Consider the following 22,253-nt stretch of genomic DNA (forward strand, 5'->3'; position numbering starts at 1 on the left):
AGCAATCTGAGCGAATTTGCCAATAGAAATGCTGCTAGACCGCAAAATGACAACGCTGTCAGCAATTATAGCCACACATATACCCAATCAGAATAACTTATAACCATATTGGCGATTTAGTGTTGCAGTAATTGAGCTAAATGATCACGAATATCTTGATAGGCATGTTGCTGACATAAGCCAAAACCATCCATTTGCCTGACTTTATTACGTGTAAATAGTGGTGATGTCATACCTGCCAGAAAACGACAATAGCTTTCTGTGCTGATGGCTAAATGGGTTTTATCAGCAAGCGCATTTTTAAGCTTAGCTAGCGCTGACAAAATAATCTCATCACTAGGCCAAGCTAAGTTTTGCTTAATCCCTGTTAAGTTAATAGTCTGCCCCCGACAAACACTACAATGACAACATTGATAACTGCCCGATTGCTGCGTCATCTGTTGTTGAAAAGAGCTATCATCAAAATAACAGGCAAGATTAACGCTAAGGCAAGTTTTAAGCTGGAAAAAGTCAATTAAGTTGGCAATACGTGCAACTTCTTTACGCTCTTTATCAACAAAGTATTGGTGTAACTGCTTACTTAACTCTTGCACTGCAATAGCATTCACTTGCACAGCATAAACATCAGTCATCGCCTTAGTTTCCAGCACGATTAGCTCTTGCTGCTGCAAATACTCAAGCGCGGTTATTACACGAGTGCGCTCGATACTGGTATCTTGTAATAGCTGAGTAAAATCCAAACTGCCCCATACTTTCTTAAAGGCAACGGCATTGAAAACTCGTACTAAAAAATCTCGTCTATTGTCATCAAAACGCGCTAAAATTTGCTCAATAGGTTGTAAGAGCTTAATTTTAAAATCAGCGAAATAACTGTATTTTGCTTGAATAATACCGAGTAGTTCCAGTTGTACCAGCAAGGTCTTTAATGGCAGCTGTTTAATATTACTGTCATTGGCAAGCGCTAGTAACTGCATCTCCCACAGAGCATTATTTTTCTGGCTCTCAATGCTTTCTAATACATAGGCTATACTGCTTTGCTCGGGCGTATCAGCATAGATAAAGTTTTCTAAGGTGGTTAAGCCATCTAAATTTGCCAAGGTAATACAATGTGATGGCAGGTTATCTCGCCCTGCGCGACCGATTTCTTGGCTGTAATTTTCAATTGATTTGGGCAAATCATAATGAATAACAAAGCGAATATCGCTTTTATCTATGCCCATACCAAAAGCAATCGTGGCAACAATAATCTGACTCTTATTACTCATAAAGTCATGCTGAATTTGCCCACGTGTTTCACTAGCAAAACCAGCGTGATAAGCACAGGCATTAACGCCATTTTCTTGTAAAAACTGCGCAACCTGCTCTGCCGTTTGCTGCAAGGTAACGTAAATAATACCACTGGCATGACCATGTAATTGAGTCATCTTGCTTATTTGCGCTAGTAATAGCGCTTTTTTATCCTGCTCAGCAACCGCGAGCGTGGTCAAATCTAAATTAGCGCGATAAAAGCCAGTTTGCACTATATGCTCAGGCTGAATGGCAAACTTTGCTGCCATATCTAATTTTACTTGCTTGGTTGCCGTTGCGGTTAGCAGTAACACCAAAGGAATATTTAATGCTTGGCAATATTGAGGCAGCTTTAAGTAGTCTGGCCTAAAGTTATGACCCCATTCAGAAATACAGTGCGCTTCATCCACCACTAACATAGAAATAGTGACAGTTTCGATAAAACGTCGAAAACGCTCATTCTTAAAACGCTCAACGGAAACCATAAGAATTTTCGTTTCACCAGCATGAACGCTTTGCATAACGGCTTGGCTTTGTTGCGGCGTTAAACTTGAATCAAGACAAGCCGCGGCAATACCTTTACTTTGCAGAAATGCCAATTGATCTTTCATCAAAGCAATCAGCGGGGAAACAACTAACGTTAAATGCGGCAACTGTGTAGCAGTGAACTGATAGCACAGTGATTTACCCGAGCCAGTTGGAAATATAGCCAGTGTCGATTGCCCTTGCAGCAGCTGGCTAATCGCTTGCTCTTGCCCTGCACGAAAGCTATCAAAGCCAAAGTATTGTTGTAACGATTCCGATAAGTTCATTTTAGCTAAAAGCTCGTTGCCCCTTAGTTAACCGCTCTCTATTAAGTGCCGCAAAAGGTATGATAATTTTCATCATTATCTAATGGCGCATCTTGGTATAAATGCGTATCAGCCAATTGACTATAAGGCTGCTTTAGCACCGCCAAAAATTGCTGTAATGCTGATAAATCCCCTGTTTCTTGGCTCTCTTTAAGAACAGCTTCAACATGATGATTTCTTGGGATCAGCAAAGGGTTATGCTTTTGCATGATTTTCTGGGCATTTTCTTTATCTGAACTTACCCGTTTTAGCCAACGTGCAAACCACTCACCTAAACTTGCCTTAAGTTCATGATGAAGCTCTTCATCAACTAACGCCTTAGTTAATTTCACAAAGGTTTGCGTGTAATCTAGTCCTTGGCTTTCTAGGATTTCAATTAACTCGGTAATAAGTGCATTATCCTGCTCGGTTAACACGTCAATACCCAGCTTAGCCGCCATCATCTCTAAATAGCCTTGCATCAGCTTTTGATGAAGCGAACTTAGTAAAGGTTGTAACAATTCCACCGCTTGTTGTTCATCGTCACTTACTAATGGCAGCAAGGTTTCAGCAAAGCGAGTCATATTCCACATCATAATGGTCATTTGCTCGCCAAAAGCATAGCGACCGTATTTATCAATCGAGCTAAACACAGTTTCACGATGATAATTATTCATCATGGCACAAGGGCCAAAATCTATGGTTTCACCTGAAATGGCGGTGTTATCCGTATTCATTACGCCATGAATAAAGCCAACCCGCATCCACGACAAAATCAGTGGAATTTGCTTTTCAGAAACGGCTGTGAAAAATGCTAATACCTGCTCTGACGTCAATTGTCCATCTTGCTCAGCTTTAATGCTTGGAAAGTGACGGTTAATAGCAAAATCAACCAACTTTGTTAGCGAGTCTACATCTTTGCGCATAGCAAAATACTGAAAAGTACCAACACGGATATGGCTTGAAGCAACACGAGTAACGATTGCACCTGGGTAGGGGCGCTCACGATAAACTTGCTCTCCCGTTGCTACCACAGCTAAGCAGCGCGTTGTTGGTACACCCAGCGCGTACATGGCTTCGCTCATTATAAACTCGCGCAGCGCAGGCCCTAACGCACAGCGACCATCCCCTTGGCGAGAAAAGCGAGTAATACCTGAGCCTTTTAACTGGACATCACGCACATTGCCGTTGATATCTTTTAGCTCACCCAGCAAATGCGCTCTGCCATCACCAAGCTGTGGATTAAAGTGACCAAATTGATGACCAGAATAGGCTTGTGCTAAGGGTATTGCACCTTCAACGATTTTATTGCCAGAAAATATTTCGCCTAATAAAGTGTCATCTGATTGCGGATTAAAGCTAATGTTTAACTCAGCCGCTAAAGCATCATTCCAAAGTAAAAGCTTCGGTGCTTTAACCGGCACAGGTAAGGTTTGCTGATAAAATGCTCCACCGAGCTGGTGATACTGCTGTAAAAATTGCACTAAGGATTCCTGTTAGTAAAAGGCTTTTTCGATACGCTGACAAAAGCGTACTAAATTATCGTAGCTTTGCGCTTTTTCGCTGAAACTATTGCTAATGTCGCTCGTAATAACTTGGCATAAAAATGAATAAGCAACTGCATCAAAAGAACAGACTTTATCGCCAAAAAAGAATTCTTTATCGCTAAGTATTTGAGAAAGCGCTGCAAAACTTTTATCCGCTATGGCTAGAATTTCCGCCTTACTATGACGGCCTGTACCTTGACGATATAGCGTTTTTAATACTGATTTTCTCAGCATATTTGGCACAAACCAACGTAAATAAACAGGGAGTTTACCAAAGAAGGCTTGTTTCACCTTAGGCCAACTCTCATCATTGAGCCAACGAGAATAAACAATACACCAATATAAGTTTTCATCGAGCGATTTAGTCAATAAATACGCTTGTGCTTTTTGTTCATCGGTTAACCAATCATCAAGCGTGACTTGATGGTGCTCTGTTAAGTAATCAAAAATGTGTTGTGAATCGGCAATAGTTTCTTTGCCATTAGTACCATCGACGGTAATAAAGGGTAATTTGCCTTTCGGAGACTGCTTTAAGTTGCTTGAGCGACCGATAGTTTGATACTCCAAGCCAGCCATGCGCAAAAAGGCATCCACTTTTACCACGAACGGACTTGGATCAACTACACCTAAATTGGCGCCAAAACCATATAAAGTTATCATTTACTCTTCCTTTAACAGAGCTAATCACACCTAAGTAATTAACTATTAATTAGTGACAGGACACGCTTCAACAGATTCGACAACGCCCTTTTGCTCAGTAACATAACATTCTTCTAATAAAGAGCAATAACAAACCTGCACAGTCAAATAGCCTCTTTCAGCATTTAACTTTGACCATAAAGACTCACTTAACTCGCCTCGATAAAGTTTGTAAAATACGAGCTTATCTTGGGCTGGTACTACAACATTATTCGTTGATGAGGTGACATAGCCACCTTTAGCAAGGCTTAAATTTTTAGGCGGGTTACTATTAAATTCTTTCAATTCAGTTGAGCAACAATCCTCTAAATAATCGAAGAAATTTACAGTAGACTTCCCTTTGTATTTATAGGTCACAGTTTTCACTAAGGCAGGGCCAACGCCACCATTCGTTAAATTAAATGATATAACCGGCTTATTAGTCTCTGGATCGACATTGCCAGTACCATATTGTAATAAAGGTAAAGTCATGGCTTTTACTTGCTGTTCGGCAGACTTAGCTTGCAAATAAGTTGCATAAAATGATGCTGCAGAAATAAGCATGGCACAAAGTGCTAAAGTAAGGTTGAGCTTTTGTGAGGAGAATCCTGAGTCTGACATTCCTGTGCCTTAATAGTTGTTGTTATCGATTTTCAAGATATGCTAGCTTAAGCTCAAAGCTAGCATATTTAGGGTATTGTCACAATCAACTAACCGCGCGCGTCAGTGGCGGTAATTTCTGCGGCAATCACAGATATTTCAACAAGTAGTGCTTCGCGTGCCATTTTAGCTGCAACACAAGCACGAGCTGGCGCATGACCTTCCGGAATCCAAGCATCCCACACGGCATTCATCTCAGCAAAATAGCTCATATCTTTCACATAAATCGTTGCTGATAAGATATGCTCTCTATCACTACCTGCTTGCGTTAATAACGCATCCACTTTATCTAGCATGGTTTGTGTTTGTTCGGTAATATCTTTTGTGGCATCTTCTGCAACTTGACCACAGAGGTAAATGGTACCGTTATGCTTAACGATACGGCTCATTCTTTGTTTTGTTTCTAGTCTTTCTATCATTTTATACTCCAATGTTTGAGAGTATTGTAATAAAAAAAAAGCCCCACAAACAACTTGTGAGGCTTTTATAATATGTATTGATTAGCTTTTATTTAGCAAATTTTTTTCTGCTTGCTAAACCAGCTAGCACTAAACCGAACAAAGCAATAGAGCTCGGCTCTGGTATATCAGTAGGCGTGGTATTATGACCAATACCACCAACATTTGCTAAGTTAGCCCCTGAGATATCAAATGCGTAAGCAGAAGTGCGAACATTACCGCTCGCATCTACAAAACCTGAAGTATTTGAGTCTGACCATGTTCCTGTAACTAAATCTCCAGAAAGATAATCACTATTGTATTGAGTTAATACAGCAAAGTATGAACCTATATCTAAGGTAATAGAGATGAAAGCATCCCAAGAGTTACCACTTGAGATTGACTCTATGTTTGATGCATCATCGTCAGATGCTAACAATACGCTTGCAGTATCAAAAACAAATAGCTGACTATCAAAGCCACCGTCTAAGATAGTTGTGCCTGCAGCATTTACACCACCTGCATAACCCCAGCTTGTAAATTCAACTAATGAATTGTCAGCAGTAACATCAAAGCTGATGTAAAAACGACTTTCATCATTATCAAAATTACCTGTGAAAGATTCTGTTGTTATCAAAGTAGCGTTAGCTGTTAAACTCATTACAAATACTAGCGCACCTAATATAGCTTTTTTCATTTATTTTTATTCCTTAAAAATTAAAAACTCCACAGGGATTAGCAAAAAACAAGCCAAAGACAAAAAGCACCAAAAAATCAACAACTTAAATGTTTTTAATTAAATAAAGTTCCAATACTGTAAAATAATCGGACAACTTATAATCAGGATTAAACTTAGTTAAATATTCACTGCCTGATTCCTTAATTAAAAAGCCCCAAAACCTTTCGATATTGGGGCCGAACTTCATTTCTATTCTACTATCTAATTTAGAGAAAAATTCATCAATTTTTAGTAAAGCTCAGAATTAAATTATTCCCACTCTATTGTCGCTGGCGGCTTGCCTGAAATATCGTAAACCACACGAGAAATACCATCAATTTCATTAATAATACGGTTAGACACTAAGCCTAAGAAATCGTATGGCAAGTGCGCCCAATGAGCGGTCATAAAGTCGATAGTTTCTACTGCACGTAAACTTACTACCCAGTCATATTTACGACCATCACCCATTACGCCGACTGAACGTACTGGCAAGAATACCGTAAATGCTTGGCTTACCTTGTTGTACAAATCATGCTTGTGTAACTCTTCAATGAAAATAGCATCAGCACGACGTAATAAATCAGCGTATTCTTTTTTCACTTCACCTAAAATACGTACACCTAAACCAGGGCCAGGGAATGGGTGACGGTAAAGCATATCGTACGGTAAACCTAGCTCTAAACCAATCTTACGTACTTCATCTTTAAATAACTCGCGAAGTGGCTCAACTAAGCCTAACTCCATATCTTCAGGCAAGCCACCAACATTATGGTGAGACTTAATAACATGTGCTTTACCTGTAGCTGATGCAGCTGATTCAATTACATCAGGGTAAATCGTACCTTGTGCTAACCACTTGGCGTTAGCCAGTTTACCAGCCTCTTCATCAAAGACTTCGACGAAAACATTACCTATGATCTTACGCTTTTTCTCAGGATCGTTTTCACCAGCTAGGCGATCTAGGAAACGCTGTTCAGCATTAACATGAACAATGTTTAAACCAAAATGGTCACCAAACATTTCCATGACTTGCTTACCTTCATCTAAACGAAGTAAACCGTTATCAACAAAGACACAAGTAAGTTTATCACCAATGGCGCGGTGTAATAGCATAGCAACAACAGATGAATCAACACCACCTGATAAGCCTAATACCACTTCATCGTCACCTACTTGTGCTTTCATTTTAGCAATAGCATCTTCAATGATGGATGCTGATGTCCATAGCTTTTCACACTGACAAATATCAACAACAAAGTGCTCTAAAATACGCATACCTTGTTTAGTGTGCGTTACTTCTGGGTGGAATTGCACACCGTAGAATTGCTTCTCTTCATTAGCCATTGCTGCATAAGCACAGCTGTCTGTTTTAGCAACAGTAGTAAAGCCTGCCGGAATAGCAGAAACCTTATCGCCGTGGCTCATCCACACATCTAATAAAGCGTTGCCATTGGCACCGATATGATCTTCAATGTTTTTGAACAATTCAGATTTCGCTACCACTTCAACAGCTGCATAGCCAAACTCTTTATGCTCAGAGCTTTGCACCCCACCGCCAAGCTGTTCAGCCATAGTTTGCATGCCGTAACAAATACCTAAAACAGGTACATTGGCATTGAAAACATACTCAGGAGCACGAGGTGAATCAGCTTCTGTTACTGACTCAGGACCACCTGCTAGAATAATCCCGGTAGGATTAAATGCTTTGATTTGCTCTTCTGTTACATCCCAAGCCCATAGCTCACAGTAAACGCCAATTTCACGTACACGACGAGCAATAAGCTGAGTGTATTGAGAACCAAAATCTAATATCAGTATGCGGTGATCATGAATGTCTTTATTCACGGTTGTTTTCCTACTTTTAATGGCTCGTCATGAACACACTTTATACAGCATTGTTATCGCAATAAAACAAAATCATTTATAGACATAAACTCATTTATTTTATTGCTCAACAGCTTTGCCTAAAGCTCGTTCATATAGAGCAATGGATAGTTGTAAAATTATAAACAGGCTGAGTATTCTCTAGTAAGAGTTTAGCTCAGCCTGTTTGAATTTTTGTATTCAGTTTCTTAAGAATAGTTAAGTTCGAAGCTAATTAGCATTAGAGCAAAGAAGAAGCACGGAGTTGACGCTAGTCAATGAGTACTTCTGATGCAGCTATTATGCTAGATAGCAAAGAAATAGACTATTCGACTAGCCCATTCTGTAATTAGGCGCTTCTTTAGTAATAGTCACATCATGTACATGTGACTCACCCATACCAGCAGATGTAATCTTCATAAACTCTGGCTTAGTACGCATTACTTCAATTGTCTCACTACCGGTTAAACCCATAGATGAACGTAAACCACCCATTTGCTGATGAATAATCGCAGCAACTGGGCCTTTGTAAGCAACACGACCTTCAATACCTTCAGGTACTAACTTATCTGCTTCGCCATCAGTTTTTTGGAAGTATCTATCACTTGAACCTTCTTTTTGTGCCATAGCACCTAATGAGCCCATACCACGGTATGATTTGTAGTAACGACCTTGATACAGTTCAACTTCACCTGGTGATTCCTCAGTACCTGCTAACATGCTGCCCACCATAACGCAGTGCGCACCAGCAACAAGCGCCTTAGCAATATCACCTGAGAAACGGATACCACCGTCAGCAATCACAGGAATACCTGTACCTTTTAACGCTTCAACAGCATTTGAAATAGCCGTTAATTGCGGAACACCAACACCAGTAACAATACGTGTGGTACAAATAGAGCCTGGGCCAATGCCCACTTTAACCGCATCAACACCGGCATCAGCTAATGCTTTAGCCCCAGCACCGGTAGCAACATTACCAGCAACAATTTGTAAATCTGGGTATTTAGCACGTGTTTCTTTTACTCTATCGATTACCCCTTGAGAGTGACCATGTGAGGTATCAATTAATAACACGTCAACACCCGCAGCAACTAAAGCTTCAATACGTTCATCTGTACCGGCGCCAACGCCGACAGCTGCACCAACACGTAAACGACCAAACTCATCTTTACAAGCATTTGGCTTTTTCTCAGCTTTTTTATAATCTTTCGCGGTAATTAAACCAACCAGCTTAAAGGCATCATCAACCACTAAGATCTTCTCAATGCGGTTTTCATGCATTAAGCCTAAAATCTCTTCACGAGCCGCACCTTCTTTTACGGTAACCAGCTTATCTTTTGCCGTCATTAAAGCAGAAACCGGCTTAGTAAGATCTGTTTCAAAACGTAAGTCACGGCCAGTGATAATGCCAACTAGGTTGTTACTATCATCAACGACAGGAAAGCCAGAAAAACCAAGCTCATCGGCTTTGCGCATCACTTGTTCTATAGTGAAATTATGGTTTACCGTTACAGGATCTGTTACCACGCCACTTTCATATTTTTTCACTTGCAAAACATTATCTGCTTGCTCAGCAATGGTCATGTTTTTGTGAATAAAACCTAAACCGCCTTCTTTAGCTAAGGTAATAGCTAAACGCGCTTCTGTTACTGTGTCCATTGACGCAGAAACCAAAGGTACATTTAGGTCAATTTTACGGGTTAATTTAGTTCTAGTATCCGCTGTATGTGGTAGTACTGTTGAATGGGCAGGTACAAGTAATACATCGTCAAAGGTTAGTGCTTCTTGGGCAATTCTTAGCATCGCAACATCTCTCTAAAAAGGTGTGGTTAGGGAGTGAATATTGCGGCAGAATTTTAACCGTTTTCTCAGTTTAGGTAAACATAAAATTGCCTAAAGAAGCAGGAAACCAATAAAAAAATTGAATAACAAGAAACTTCGAGAAATAATAGCGGCAAATTATCGCCCTTTGCCCAAGAACAATATAGCTTATATGAGCCAACAACATATTTTACAAGTCAGTGAATTAACCAGAAAAGTACGCTTTATTTTAGAAAGCGAGCTGAATACAGTTTGGTTAACAGGCGAAATTTCTAACTTTATTGCCGCCAGCTCAGGTCATTGGTATTTATCGCTAAAAGACAGTAAATCACAAGTAAAATGTGCCATGTTCAAAGGTAGTAATCGTCGAGTGAGACTAACACCTACCAACGGCCAGCAAGTTTTGGTAAGAGCGAAAGTCTCCTTATATGAGCCAAGGGGCGATTTTCAACTTATCATAGAGCAAATGGAAGATGCTGGTGAAGGCTTACTTAGGCAAAGATACCAGCAACTTAAAAACAAACTGCATGCGCAAGGTGTTTTCAGTATTGAACACAAAAAAAGCCTTCCTTCGCACATTCAAACTGTTGGTGTCGTAACTTCCCCGACAGGTGCTGCAGTAAAAGATATACTTTCGGTGCTAAAAAGACGTAACCCAAACATCAATGTCATTATTTACCCTGCCCTTGTTCAAGGTGAACTCGCCGAAAATGATATTTGCTACGCAATTAAGGCCGCCAACCTGCGTAATGAATGCCAAGTGCTGATTGTTGGTCGCGGTGGCGGCTCACTAGAAGACTTATGGTCTTTTAACGAAGAAAGTGTTGTTAATGCTATCTTTCAAAGTCACATCCCAGTCATTAGTGCCGTTGGTCATGAAATTGATACTACCTTAAGTGATTATGTTGCTGATGTTAGAGCAGCGACGCCATCTGCTGCGGCAGAGCTGGTTTCAACAGATGCGAGTGAGTTAACCGAACGAGTATTGCTATTACAGCAGCGCTTAGCAAAAGCATTAGCTGAACGTATACGCTTTAATCAGCAACAATTAAAACATAGCCAGCACAGGCTTAGCCAAGTTCACCCTGAGCAGCAATTACAATTACAACAACAGAGAGTTGATGAGCTGAACTTACGTTTACAGCAAGCATTTAAAAATAAAATGCAACATATTGGCGATGCGCCTTTATATTTACATCAACGTTTGTTGCAAGCCTCTCCACAAAAGCGCATACACTTTAATCAAGAGCAAGTAACTCAGCTTAGTACGCAACTCAAAAAAGCAATGCAATCTAAATTACAGAATAAGGGAGAAGCGTTTGCTCACCTTGTTGAGCAGCTTCACATGGTAAGCCCATTAGCCACCATTGCCCGCGGTTATAGCATTACAAGAAATGAGCAAGGGGCTTTAATTAAGTCGATAACTCAGGCGAAAGAAAATGACAGTATCGCAATTGAAGTAACTGACGGCTCAATCCAAGCCAAAGTTTTAAGCACTACATCAAATCGTTAATCGCTTATTCCTCTACTGTAATGAAAAAGCCGCGCTTATAGCACGGCTTTCAATGGACTTCGACCTAAATCAAAGCTCTTTAATAAAAGCTATTTAGATTTTCTTGTACGAGCAGCTAAGCCTAATAAGCCAAGAGAAAATATAGCTAATGTAGTTGGCTCTGGAATTTTAGCCGTTAATGATACAGGACTATTAACATCATTAAAGTGCGTAAAAATACGTGAAGAGTTAGCGACTGAAAGCTCTAAAGATGCTTCGCCGCCATTTTCAAAAAAGTACACTTCAATACTATGCGTTCCAGCTGCTAACGATTTTGAACCTTCAAAACGTCTTTCAGCATGTAAACTTGGGTCGTTTATCACTAATTCACCGTCAATATAAACAAATACACCATCATCGTTAAAGGTTCTGAAAAAGTAATTGTCTGCGACTGTTGTTAAAAACTCACCGGTAATGCGAGCAAAAAACGTTTGATTTAAAGCATGGCCTGTTCCTGATGCGCCAGCGTTTGCCGCAGAAGGCCATGGATTACTACCAGGAATATCACCAGCAAAACCACGCGGATCATCGGTAAAGTCTATCTCACCCCAATATGCCGATGAGCTAGCATTGTTATTATTTGCATAGCTAATTAATTGATTAACATCAGTAGACCAAAAATCATCATACTGCTCTACCAATAAAAGACTCGCGTTTGCGAAACTCGATAAGGCGATTAACGCTGTTGCCGCCACAACTTTTAAACCAACAAACTTCATTTTTATTCTCATTTTTTCAATAAGTTAAATCTATTTAACTGCATAGCTGCAGTGATACTGCCGCACCAATGCAAAATATAAACCACAAACAATAAAGCACTGTTTTTCAAACAGTTATAATAAGAAATAAAATTAAATAAATTTAGATGTAAAGAAAATTGACAATTATTCTATTGCTCACCTTGAATAGCGGCTTGTAAAAGCTCCATCACTTGCTCTTTACTTTGTTCGCTAAATTTAACGCCAAAGGAAACACCAGAAATAGATTTTTTTAGGTTACAAATTGTCGCAGGCAACTTAACATTGGCAGCGCCTCCCTCGCCTTCAATAACTATTTCAACCACTTTATTATCCGCTAATACCAATTTTTCACCATTACTAATATCTAGGTGACAGCCAGAAATAGACAAATCAGTAATGGTGGTATTCCAATAGGAATCGTCCACCTTTACTTTGGCAACGATATTGGTATCTATACGCATAGAGGAGCGTAAGTGCTGTAGTGATACTGAGTGGGGAAAGTCTAATACCATAATACGTGATGGCATTTGAATGGTCTGCTTAACACAACTAACAAAAGCGACAACCGCCCCTTCATGACCTTCAATTAAGCCCCGAACGGTAATGGCTGCACCTTGTTTAATATATTGAGAGAAGTTACCCAACTTACTAGAGTCAGGAAATTGGATTAGCACATAATGTTTTGGTAAATAACCAATAAAGGTAGTTCTAAATTTATTTTTTTGTCCGGCAGGCGTGGCAATATCAATAGTAACGGTAGAGCCAGCATGTAATAGTGCTAAATTTCGGCTTAACCGCGATGCTGTTTCAATTTTACTCGGTTTGTCAGCCATAATGTTTGCCAGATAAAGAAATGAAAATAAACAGGTTTTGTTTATTAAAGGTCATTACTTGACCTTAGCCAAGTCAAAGGCAAATTGCAACCAATCTTACCTTTGACCTAAGCAAGCAATGCATTAGCTGACTACTACTCGTCTTTTTTATAGCCTTGGGTGGCACGAGCAATTTTCTTTTGCTGAGTGTAAGTTAGCTTCTTTTTACCAGCAAACGGGTTTGACGTTTCTTTAAATTCAATACGAATTGGTGTGCCCATAATCTTTAATGACTTACGATAGTAATTCATCAAATAACGCTTATAAGAATGTGGTAATTTCTTCGCCTGGTTACCATGAATGACAATAATTGGTGGGTTATAACCACCAGCATGCGCATATTTTAACTTAATACGACGTCCTTGATGCATCGGCGGCTGATGATCAAATACTGCCATATCTAAGATCTTAGTCACCATAGCGGTAGAAATACGCTTAGTTGCTGAAACAAATGCTTCTTCAACTGATTCATATAAGTGTCCAACACCAGTACCATGTAAAGCAGAAATAAAGTGAATTCGAGCAAAATCAATAAAGCCAAGACGACGATCTAACTCGCTTTTAACGCGCTCTTTATCATGCTCTTCCATGCCATCCCATTTATTAACCGCCAATACTAAAGAGCGACCTGCTTCAAGAATAAAGCCTAATAAGCTTAAATCTTGATCGCTTATACCATCTCTAGCATCAATAATCAGTAAACAAACATTGGCATCTTCAATTGCTCGCAAGGTTTTAATCACAGAATATTTTTCTACGACATCAGTAACATTTTTACGACGACGAATACCGGCAGTGTCAATTAAGGTATAAGAGCGACCATCATGCTCCATCGGAATATAAACACTATCACGGGTAGTACCTGGCATGTCATAAACAACAACACGCTCTTCGCCTAAAATACGGTTGGTAAGCGTTGATTTACCTACATTTGGCTTACCAATAATCGCCAGCTTAATGGTGTCATTCTCTTCTGGTGCTTCGGCGATATTTTCTTCATAGTCAATATCATCTTCATCAAAAGCAAATTCATCATTTTCTTCTTGCTCAACTTTAGGCTCAGCTAGCGCTTCAATGTGAGGTGTAAGCGCCAAAGTTAATAATTGGGTAACACCACGACCATGCGCGGCAGCAATTTGATGCACTTGCTCACCTAAGCCTAAAGAGTAAAACTCAGCAACGGCTGAATCACCATCAATACCATCAATTTTATTGGCAACAAGAAAAACCTTTTTATCCTGCTTTCTTAGGTATTCAGCAATACCATGATCAGCCGCAGTTAAGCCATCGCGCGCATCAACTAAAAATAAAATCGCATCAGCCTCTTCAACTGCCATTAGCGATTGCTCAGCCATTTTTAAATCAATACCTTCCTCATCACCATTAATACCACCGGTATCAATAACAATAAATGGATGCTCTTCCACCTCTGCTTGACCATATTGACGGTCTCGAGTTAGCCCTGGGTAGTCAGCAACGAGCGCATCCCTACTGCGCGTAAGGCGGTTAAATAGAGTTGATTTACCTACATTAGGACGCCCAACTAGGGCTACAACAGGAAGCATGAAAACCTCAAAAAATATTCGTATAAAAACAAGTAACGGCTCCTATACTTATAGCACAGGAGCCGTAATAAATTTTAGCGTATATAGGCTGTTAGCCTATTACTGCTCAGCAGTTACTATCTTAGGTGTTTCGATAGCTTCTAAATCACCATCACGTGATTGAGTGTACAAGATATTATCAACAACCGTTGGCGTTGAGTGAATACCACTGCCATCAACATAATGTCGAGCCACTATTTCACCAGTTTCTTGGTTTAACCAATGTAGGTAACCTTCAAAGTCACCAACAACAATGTAATCATCAACAACAACTGGGCCTGTAACACCACGGTTTGCCAAACTTAAGTTACTCCAGCGCTCGATACCATTATTACGGTTAATCGCATATACGTGACCACGATTGTTGGTTATGTAGATATCGTTACGATGCACTGAGATTTGACGATAAGAAGAGAATTGACGCTTCCATAGAATACGACCAGACTGCAAATCAATTGCCGCTAAGTTACCACGTGATGAAATCGCGTAAATTTTATCACCAAAAATAACTGGCGCCGCATCGACATCAATAACACGTTCTAACTCGGTAGAGCCAGTTGGTTCACCAATTTCAGTCGCCCAGCCCTGTTGACCTTTATCTAAAATATAGACAGAAACATCACCTTTACCTGTACCAATAAGTACACCGCCAGAAGCAATGACAGGCGCACTGATACCACGTAGAGTTAAGGCTGGCACATCTTGCTGTGCTTTCCAAAGCTCTTCACCTGTTTCAGCGTTAAATGCTTTTAAAATACCAGATGCCGAGTTAACGACTAAAATGCCTTCATCAATAGCTGGCGGAGTAATAATTTCACCCTTGACATCCCCTTGCCATACTAGCTCACCCGTTTCGGCATCTAGGGCAAACACTTTACCGTTTTCAGTGCCAAGAAAAACTTTATTCATGCCTGCGATAGGGCCACCAGCAACTAGGGCTGAAACGCGACTATCCCAAAAGCTACGCTCATTGTTAATATCGCTTAAGTCGGTTTGCCAAAGCTCTTCACCTGTCGCTTGATCAAAGGCGATGACATCACCCATGCGACTCGCTGAAATAGTCTTGTTATAAGCAACAATGGGCTTGATGCGAGAAAAATAATGGCCAACGCCATCACCAACACTAGCATCCCATAAAACATTTACTTGAAATGCTTCATTGATTTCCGTTAATTCAGCAACTTTTAAGCTAGGATCTTCGTCATCGTTTGATGAACAAGCAACTAAGCTAGAAGATAACAGGATCGCTGCTAAAATTTTCGTCGCGCTAGATGCGGTTATATTTGATTTAAAAAAGCGCATGAAAACCCTTATTAATTAGCTGTATCGCTTGCAGCAGCTAAGTTAGTTGCTTCAGCTAGATCATCTAACTTCATTTGCAACGAAGGATTGGTTGCTAAACCATCAGCAGCAATAGCGGCTTGATAGGCTGTACGCGCCAATTCTGCTTTGCCTTGCTGTAGGTAAGTATCACCTTTAATTTCTTCTTTTGCTGCCGTAAATGATTCTGGCATTGGCTGTGCTAATGTCGCTAAAGCCTCAGTATATTGTTCTAATTGAACCTGAACGCGCGCTAAACGCAAACTAGCAATCGCTTTAATACCTTCGCTAGGTGCATTGCTAATAGCCACATTTAACTGCTTTTGTACGCCCTGCCAATCTTGATGGCTTGCCGCTTCTTTAGCTAAAGCTAATGCCGTTAAGGATACATAGCTAGTATTGGCATTATCGCTAATAAATTTTTCAGCATTAGCTGTAAAAGCCGCTTTATCGGTTGCGCTACTTTCCATCAAGGTTTGGTAGCTGTCAGATAAGGCTAATTCTTGCTCTAGTTTGTTATCTTGATAAAGATTAAAGCCGATAAAACCAGCAAAACCTAAAACGATTCCGGCAACAATAGTATTGCCATGATCTCTCCAGTAACCCTTAATCGCTTCTACTTGTTGTTCTTCAGTTTGATAAACTTCCACTACATCACCTTGGCTTAACGCCGTTAAATTAATTCTGCTAATAAACTTGGAATTTGCTCAAATGCCAAGCTTTGTTGTTCTTGTTGCCCGCGTAAGTATTTCACCATTACTTTTTGCTCAGCAATTTCATTGTCGCCTAAAATTAGTGCTACTTGAGCACCCGATTTATCAGCGCGCTTTAATTGTTTTTTCATATTGCCACCACCGCAGTGACACTGAATGCGACTTTCTGGCACTTGATCGCGCCATTGTTCAGCGAGCATATTCGCTTGTATTTGCGCATCATCACCGAGTGCAACAATATAAGCATCTACTTGTGGGCGAACATTATTAACCTTGTCTAAACTAGTTAACATTAATACTAAACGCTCAATGCCTAAAGCAAAGCCAAATGCTGGTGTTGCTTTACCGCCTAGCTGCTCAACTAAACCGTCATAACGGCCACCCGCACAAATTGTACCTTGTGCACCTAAGCTTGACGTTACCCACTCAAATACAGTGCGGTTGTAATAATCTAAACCACGTACTAAACGCTCGTTAAGTACATACTTGATACCTGCGGCATCTAGGCGCTGGCACAAACCATCAAAATGCGCTTTAGTTTCTTCACCAAAATAGTCTGATAACTTAGGTGCATCAACAAGTGCTTCTTGTACTTGTGGATTCTTACTATCTAATACCCGTAATGGATTGGTGTGCATTCTACGCTTAGAGTCTTCATCTAACTGATGTTCACGTTCAGTTAAATAAGCCACTAATGCATCACGATATTCGGCACGTTCTTCATTTGAACCTAATGAATTCAACTCTAGTGTGACAAATTCATTGATGCCAAGTTCCCGCCATAAACGTGCAGTAAGTAAAATAATTTCTGCATCTATGTCTGGTGTTGCAATACCAAAGGCTTCTAGACCAAATTGGTGAAATTGACGATAGCGACCTTTTTGCGGACGCTCGTGACGAAACATTGGTCCCATATACCATAAGCGTTGCTCTTGGTTATATAACAGACCATGCTGGTTTCCTGCACGAACACAACTTGCCGTACCTTCAGGGCGAAGCGTTAAACTATCACCATTTCTATCGTCAAAGGTATACATTTCTTTTTCAACAATATCGGTTACTTCACCAATAGAGCGTTTAAATAATGCGGTTGACTCAACAATGGGCATACGAATTTCAGCAAAACCATAATTACTGGCCACGCGGCGCAGCACAGATTCCACCATTTGCCAAATATTTGTTTCACTTGGTAAGCAATCGTTCATACCACGAATTGCTTGTAGAGCCTTGTTTTTAGACACTTAATTCTCTCTTTAACTCAGACCAACATAGGGTTAATAAACCACTAGATTGTAAAATATACTGTAAATAATGCCGGGCATTATACGCAAAATATAAGCAATACCCAAATAGTCAGCGTTTGTGCTGCTATTCGATTTCTTTCACGTCTATTTTGCTTTTTTCATCAAGCATTTTGGCTTTCGCGCGAATACGTTGTTCTAGCTGGTCAACCAAATTATTGTTATCAAAACGTTCTTTTTGACGAATGCCATCTAAATAAAAGCCACTTTTCTTGCTACTGCCTGTTAAGCCTAAATCTGACACCATAGCTTCACCTGGGCCATTGACAATACAGCCAATGATTGAAACATCCATTGGTGTCATAATATCTTCAATGCGTTGCTCTAACGCATTAACGGTTGCCACGACATCAAACTCTTGTCTTGAGCAACTTGGGCAAGAAATCAAATTGATACCACGACTACGTAATTTCAATGATTTTAAAATATCAAAACCGACTTTAACTTCTTCAACGGGATCCGCTGATAAAGACACGCGCAAGGTATCACCAATACCTTGAGACAATAACATGCCTAAACCAACCGATGATTTAACCGCCCCAGAGCGCAAGCCACCTGCTTCAGTAATACCTAAATGCAGTGGATTATCAATTTGCTTAGCTAATAACCTGTACGAGTCAACCGCCAAGAACACGTCTGATGCTTTGACACTGACCTTAAATTCTTGGAAATCTAATCTATCTAAAATATCAACGTGGCGCATTGCCGACTCAAGCAAGGCTTCTGGCGTTGGCTCGGTATAACGCTCCTGAATATCTTTTTCTAAAGAGCCACCATTAACGCCAATACGAATTGGGATATTGTTATCGCGCGCACAATCAACCACAGCGCGAACCCTGTCTTCACGGCCTATATTGCCTGGGTTAATACGCAAACAATCAACACCGTATTCAGCCACTTTTAAGGCGATGCGATAATCAAAATGAATGTCAGCAACTAAAGGTACATTAACCTGCTTTTTAATTTCTCTAAAAGCCTCAGCAGCATCCATCGTTGGCACACTAACACGCACTATATCGGCACCAACAGCTTCCAGTGATTTAATTTGCGCAACAGTTGCGGCGACATCAGTAGTCAAGGTATTAGTCATTGACTGAACAGAAATAGGAGCACCGCCACCAACAGGCACATTGCCCACCATGATTTGGCGAGATTTACGGCGAATGATTGGAGATTCTTTAAACATAGCTTTTTCTTAAACTTTGGTTGGCAAGTAAAGGTAAAATTATTCAGTTAATGGCAAGGTAAATTTAGCGATATTACCTTTATTAAAGGTTGAAGTATCAACCAGCTGCTCATTAAAAACAATCTTGGCTAGCTCAGGTTTTCCTAAGGTAACTTTAAACGGCGCTTGTCCGGTAATTGTCATAACATAGCCGGTTTTCTTAACACCCCAAGCAACGCGCTCTCCCGTGGCATCATAAATATTTACCCAACAATCGCCTGAAAAGGTAAAAACTGCCGTACTAACACCTGTTTCACTGCTTGTATCTAGCTGAGATTCAGCTTGACCCTTATCAGTGATTACAGCGTTATCAGTAGTTAATTGCGCAGCTTCAGCAATCTCATTCACTTCTTGTGCATTTTCAGCAGCTATCGCCTGCTCTTTAGTTGTGGCAACGCTGTCGTCAGCTTGCTCTGTGCTAGTTTCTGGCTGCGCGCTGTCACTAATAGGCGAAGTCACTGGGGTAGCTTTTGCTAACTCTTGCGCATTCTCTGTAGGTAAATCAGCTGAGCTGGTCACAGTAGTCGAGTCAATAACCTCTGGTACTGAAGGGTTTTGTCGACTTTCTTGTAACCACCACATCACAGTTAAACCAATTAATAGCGCAACAATAAAGTAACTGATCCACATTAATCTACTGTGTTCAGCTTGTTTAGCCGTTTCTTTGGAAAAACTTTGCATTTCACTGCGTTGAATATTGGCAGCGCCAAGCGCATCATAACTTGCAAGTACATCTTCACTATCAATGCCAACCACTTTGGCGTAGCTACATAAATAGCCACGGGTAAAGGTTGCTGGCAGGGTTTGATCAAAGCGATCTTGTTCAATTTCTTCCACTAAGGTTAAGCGAAAGTTTAGTCGTTGTGCTATTTCTTCTTGGCTCAATGATAGTTTCTTTCTCGCCTCAGCTAGCATAGCGCCAGGGCCTATCATTTCCATATCTTCGCTAAGCTCGTCTACTTCAGGCTTAGCCTTTTTATCTTTTCTCATTAATTCTTAATCACTGGTTAGGATCAGCCACTACAAGTTTTTGGCCAATACGTAATTTATTATTGGCCGAGATATCATTCCACTCTCGTAGCGCTTTAATTTTAACATTATATTTTACTGAAATAGCAAACAAGGTCTCGCCAGCAGAAACTTTGTGCGTTAACTGCTCTTGCTCAACTTGCTCTACTTTTTCTTCAATCTCATCGTTTGCTTGCTCAACTACTGCTGTTGAGTCTACCGGCTCGTTGGCAGGTGCAATCTGCTTACTATCTTCTGTAGCCACTTCTTGTGTTACTGGTTCACTAGTAGGCTCTTTAACTGCTGTTGCTGCTGTAACATCATTGCTACGACTATTTTGCTCAGCTTGCTCAGTTAAATTGGGCGCTTGCTCAGCTTGTGGTGTTAAATTTTCTTGCTCTGCCAGCATAGCTGATAACTGTTGCTCTTTTTCTTGTATTGCTGCAGCAATTGACGCTTCTGAGTCAACTTGTTCTCGCGGCGTAGGGCTTTCAATAACCGCTTCAGGTAATGGCTGATCGCGTTTTGCTGGTACCGGCTGAGTAAAGGTCGGTTCAGCATCACTAACTGACATGTTATCAACTACAGCGCTTGTTTTCTCTGCTGCGCTTTCAGCGGCAAGCTCAGTAACGACTTCATCTATTGGCGCATTGTCTGTTGGCGTATTGTCAGTAGCGCTAATATTCGCGGCCGTATTCTCAGTAACAGAATTCTTAGTATCAGGATTCTTAGTAACGCCATTGCTGTCACTTGCTATCAGGTCTTCTTGCGCGGCTTGACTTGCAGTCGAACTAGACTGTTCAACGTCACTTGCCACAGCATCATTTGAAGTAGCAACAACGCCTTGACTATCAGTGGCCGCTGTCGCTGAGTTTATCGCTGTTACCTCTTCATTAACTGGCTCAGCTGCAACAGCATTTGTAGTACTAGCAGTAACATTAGTCGAATCGTGTGCTGAACTTAGCACATGAGCGGTGTTTTGCGCCGATGATGAATTTGCAGCGACAACCACAGGGGCAGCAACAGCCTCAGGGGCGACTTTTCGTGCTACTGCCACAGTTTGAGTAGTTTTAGTGTTTACTTGTTCAGTCGCTTGACTTGTCGCTTGGCTATTTGTTTTAGCTAAGCTTGCTTGTTTCTTCTTGCTTGAGCTAATCGGTGCTTTACGATTAGGCGATAACCTGACAACACGTTTTTGTGAGCCTGATTGCGCCTTAGTTTTATGCTGAGTCAATTGATATCTTTTCGCTAAATTATCAGCGTCAATAACCTCTAACTCATTTAACAAGTACTGCTTTGCTTCCCAAGACTGTGGAAACATTTTAACTAGCATAGTGCCGTAATTTTTTGCCACGCGAGGATTAGCTAACTTAACATGCACTTTATAGGCAAGCGCCAATGATTCCGCACTAAAACGGCGAGTATTCTTTTCAAATTTCTGCTGAAAATACTTAGCTCTTGCATAGTTAGCTTTAGCGTATTGCAAACGCACCATTTGAAACAAGGCAGCTGAACTATTTGGACTGTGCAATATGGCTTTTTCTAAATAATGCTCAGCTTTATCAAAGTCATCCTCTTGTAAAAAGCACGCTGATAAGTTTTGATAACTTTGTGCCACTAATAAATAACTTGGCACAGCAATCGCCTTTAAAAACTGCTTTTCCGCTTCGGTTATTTTATCTTGTCGACATAAAAATACGCCGTAGTTATTTAACGTATCGCCATCATCACTTTTTAGTGACAATGCCTTTTTATATGACTCTTCAGTTAGTTCAAATTCACCAACCGTCTCATAATAATGAGCAAAGGCGGTATATACTTGCACCATATCTGGGGCAAAACGTTTCGCTTTTTCTAAATTAAGCTTAGCTTGCGGCATATTGCCCATTTTCAAATAACCTAAGCCTAATGAAATCCGTGTGGCAGCCATATCATCCCGATTGGCTTGGTTCTCTACCACAGGTTCATCATTTTCAAAGTTTTGTGTTACACAGCCTGATAACCCAAGTACTGAGCTGGCAATAACAAGATTTGCGAATAATGATTTTGCGAAAGTTTTATCCATAATGAG

General features: G+C 40.5%; 18 protein-coding genes. 1 reads left to right on the forward strand and 17 read right to left on the reverse strand.

Going from position 1 to position 22,253, the window contains the following annotated elements; genetic code table 11:
* Positions 1 to 116: 116 nt before the first annotated feature.
* The 8 genes from EMK97_RS08160 to guaB form a co-directional block, all read right to left on the reverse strand.
* Positions 117 to 2,099 carry a RecQ family ATP-dependent DNA helicase gene (locus EMK97_RS08160; protein WP_130601100.1) on the reverse strand — a complete coding sequence of 661 codons (1,983 nt, stop codon included), beginning with the start codon at positions 2,097 to 2,099 and terminating at the stop codon, positions 117 to 119.
* A gap of 41 nt (positions 2,100 to 2,140) precedes the next feature.
* Positions 2,141 to 3,601, reverse strand: coding sequence for a protein adenylyltransferase SelO (locus tag EMK97_RS08165; protein WP_130601102.1), 1,461 nt, complete (start codon positions 3,599 to 3,601; stop codon positions 2,141 to 2,143).
* A gap of 12 nt (positions 3,602 to 3,613) precedes the next feature.
* Positions 3,614 to 4,324, reverse strand: coding sequence for a glutathione S-transferase family protein (locus tag EMK97_RS08170; protein WP_130601104.1), 711 nt, complete (start codon positions 4,322 to 4,324; stop codon positions 3,614 to 3,616).
* Positions 4,325 to 4,369: 45 nt separating this feature from the next.
* Positions 4,370 to 4,963: a hypothetical protein gene (locus EMK97_RS08175; RefSeq protein WP_130601106.1), complete on the reverse strand. Its 594-nt coding sequence runs from the start codon at positions 4,961 to 4,963 to the stop codon at positions 4,370 to 4,372.
* Between the two features lie 89 nt (positions 4,964 to 5,052).
* Entirely contained in the window at positions 5,053 to 5,421 is a 369-nt protein-coding gene (locus EMK97_RS08180) for a RidA family protein (protein ID WP_130601108.1), read from the reverse strand.
* Between the two features lie 88 nt (positions 5,422 to 5,509).
* Positions 5,510 to 6,136 carry a DVUA0089 family protein gene (locus EMK97_RS08185; RefSeq protein WP_130601110.1) on the reverse strand — a complete coding sequence of 209 codons (627 nt, stop codon included), beginning with the start codon at positions 6,134 to 6,136 and terminating at the stop codon, positions 5,510 to 5,512.
* 291 nt (positions 6,137 to 6,427) lie between these two features.
* Complete coding sequence (gene guaA, locus EMK97_RS08190) at positions 6,428 to 8,005, reverse strand: glutamine-hydrolyzing GMP synthase (RefSeq protein WP_130601112.1); 1,578 nt, start codon at positions 8,003 to 8,005, stop codon at positions 6,428 to 6,430.
* 351 nt (positions 8,006 to 8,356) lie between these two features.
* A complete protein-coding gene (guaB, locus tag EMK97_RS08195; protein WP_130601114.1) occupies positions 8,357 to 9,829 on the reverse strand; it encodes an IMP dehydrogenase in 1,473 nt (490 codons plus the stop codon).
* Positions 9,830 to 10,019: 190 nt separating this feature from the next.
* Between guaB and xseA the strand changes: the two genes are divergently transcribed.
* A complete protein-coding gene (gene xseA, locus EMK97_RS08200) occupies positions 10,020 to 11,360 on the forward strand; it encodes an exodeoxyribonuclease VII large subunit (RefSeq protein WP_130604428.1) in 1,341 nt (446 codons plus the stop codon).
* Between the two features lie 89 nt (positions 11,361 to 11,449).
* Here the strand turns inward: xseA and EMK97_RS08205 are convergent, their stop codons facing one another.
* The 9 genes from EMK97_RS08205 to pilW all read right to left on the reverse strand — a co-directional run bounded on the left by EMK97_RS08205 (position 11,450) and on the right by pilW (position 22,247).
* The gene (locus EMK97_RS08205) at positions 11,450 to 12,118 is read right to left on the reverse strand and encodes a PA14 domain-containing protein (RefSeq protein ID WP_170176736.1); all 669 of its coding nucleotides are present in this window, start codon (positions 12,116 to 12,118) and stop codon (positions 11,450 to 11,452) included.
* A 170-nt stretch (positions 12,119 to 12,288) separates the two neighbouring features.
* Positions 12,289 to 12,972, reverse strand: coding sequence for a PilZ domain-containing protein (locus EMK97_RS08210; protein ID WP_130601116.1), 684 nt, complete (start codon positions 12,970 to 12,972; stop codon positions 12,289 to 12,291).
* Positions 12,973 to 13,106: 134 nt separating this feature from the next.
* Positions 13,107 to 14,576: a ribosome biogenesis GTPase Der gene (der, locus tag EMK97_RS08215; protein ID WP_130601118.1), complete on the reverse strand. Its 1,470-nt coding sequence runs from the start codon at positions 14,574 to 14,576 to the stop codon at positions 13,107 to 13,109.
* Between the two features lie 99 nt (positions 14,577 to 14,675).
* On the reverse strand, positions 14,676 to 15,917 hold the full coding sequence (gene bamB, locus EMK97_RS08220) for an outer membrane protein assembly factor BamB (RefSeq protein ID WP_130601120.1): 1,242 nt from the start codon (positions 15,915 to 15,917) through the stop codon (positions 14,676 to 14,678).
* Positions 15,918 to 15,928: 11 nt separating this feature from the next.
* Positions 15,929 to 16,585, reverse strand: coding sequence for a YfgM family protein (locus EMK97_RS08225; RefSeq protein WP_130601122.1), 657 nt, complete (start codon positions 16,583 to 16,585; stop codon positions 15,929 to 15,931).
* A 23-nt stretch (positions 16,586 to 16,608) separates the two neighbouring features.
* Positions 16,609 to 17,853, reverse strand: coding sequence for a histidine--tRNA ligase (hisS, locus tag EMK97_RS08230; protein ID WP_425462191.1), 1,245 nt, complete (start codon positions 17,851 to 17,853; stop codon positions 16,609 to 16,611).
* A 163-nt stretch (positions 17,854 to 18,016) separates the two neighbouring features.
* Positions 18,017 to 19,135, reverse strand: coding sequence for a flavodoxin-dependent (E)-4-hydroxy-3-methylbut-2-enyl-diphosphate synthase (gene ispG / locus EMK97_RS08235; RefSeq protein WP_130601126.1), 1,119 nt, complete (start codon positions 19,133 to 19,135; stop codon positions 18,017 to 18,019).
* Between the two features lie 39 nt (positions 19,136 to 19,174).
* Positions 19,175 to 20,164, reverse strand: coding sequence for a RodZ domain-containing protein (locus tag EMK97_RS08240; RefSeq protein WP_130601128.1), 990 nt, complete (start codon positions 20,162 to 20,164; stop codon positions 19,175 to 19,177).
* A gap of 10 nt (positions 20,165 to 20,174) precedes the next feature.
* Entirely contained in the window at positions 20,175 to 22,247 is a 2,073-nt protein-coding gene (gene pilW, locus EMK97_RS08245; RefSeq protein ID WP_130601130.1) for a type IV pilus biogenesis/stability protein PilW, read from the reverse strand.
* Positions 22,248 to 22,253 lie beyond the last annotated feature (6 nt).

This window comes from Litorilituus sediminis (assembly GCF_004295665.1).
In the GTDB taxonomy this organism is placed as follows: Bacteria; Pseudomonadota; Gammaproteobacteria; order Enterobacterales; family Alteromonadaceae; genus Colwellia; species Colwellia sediminis.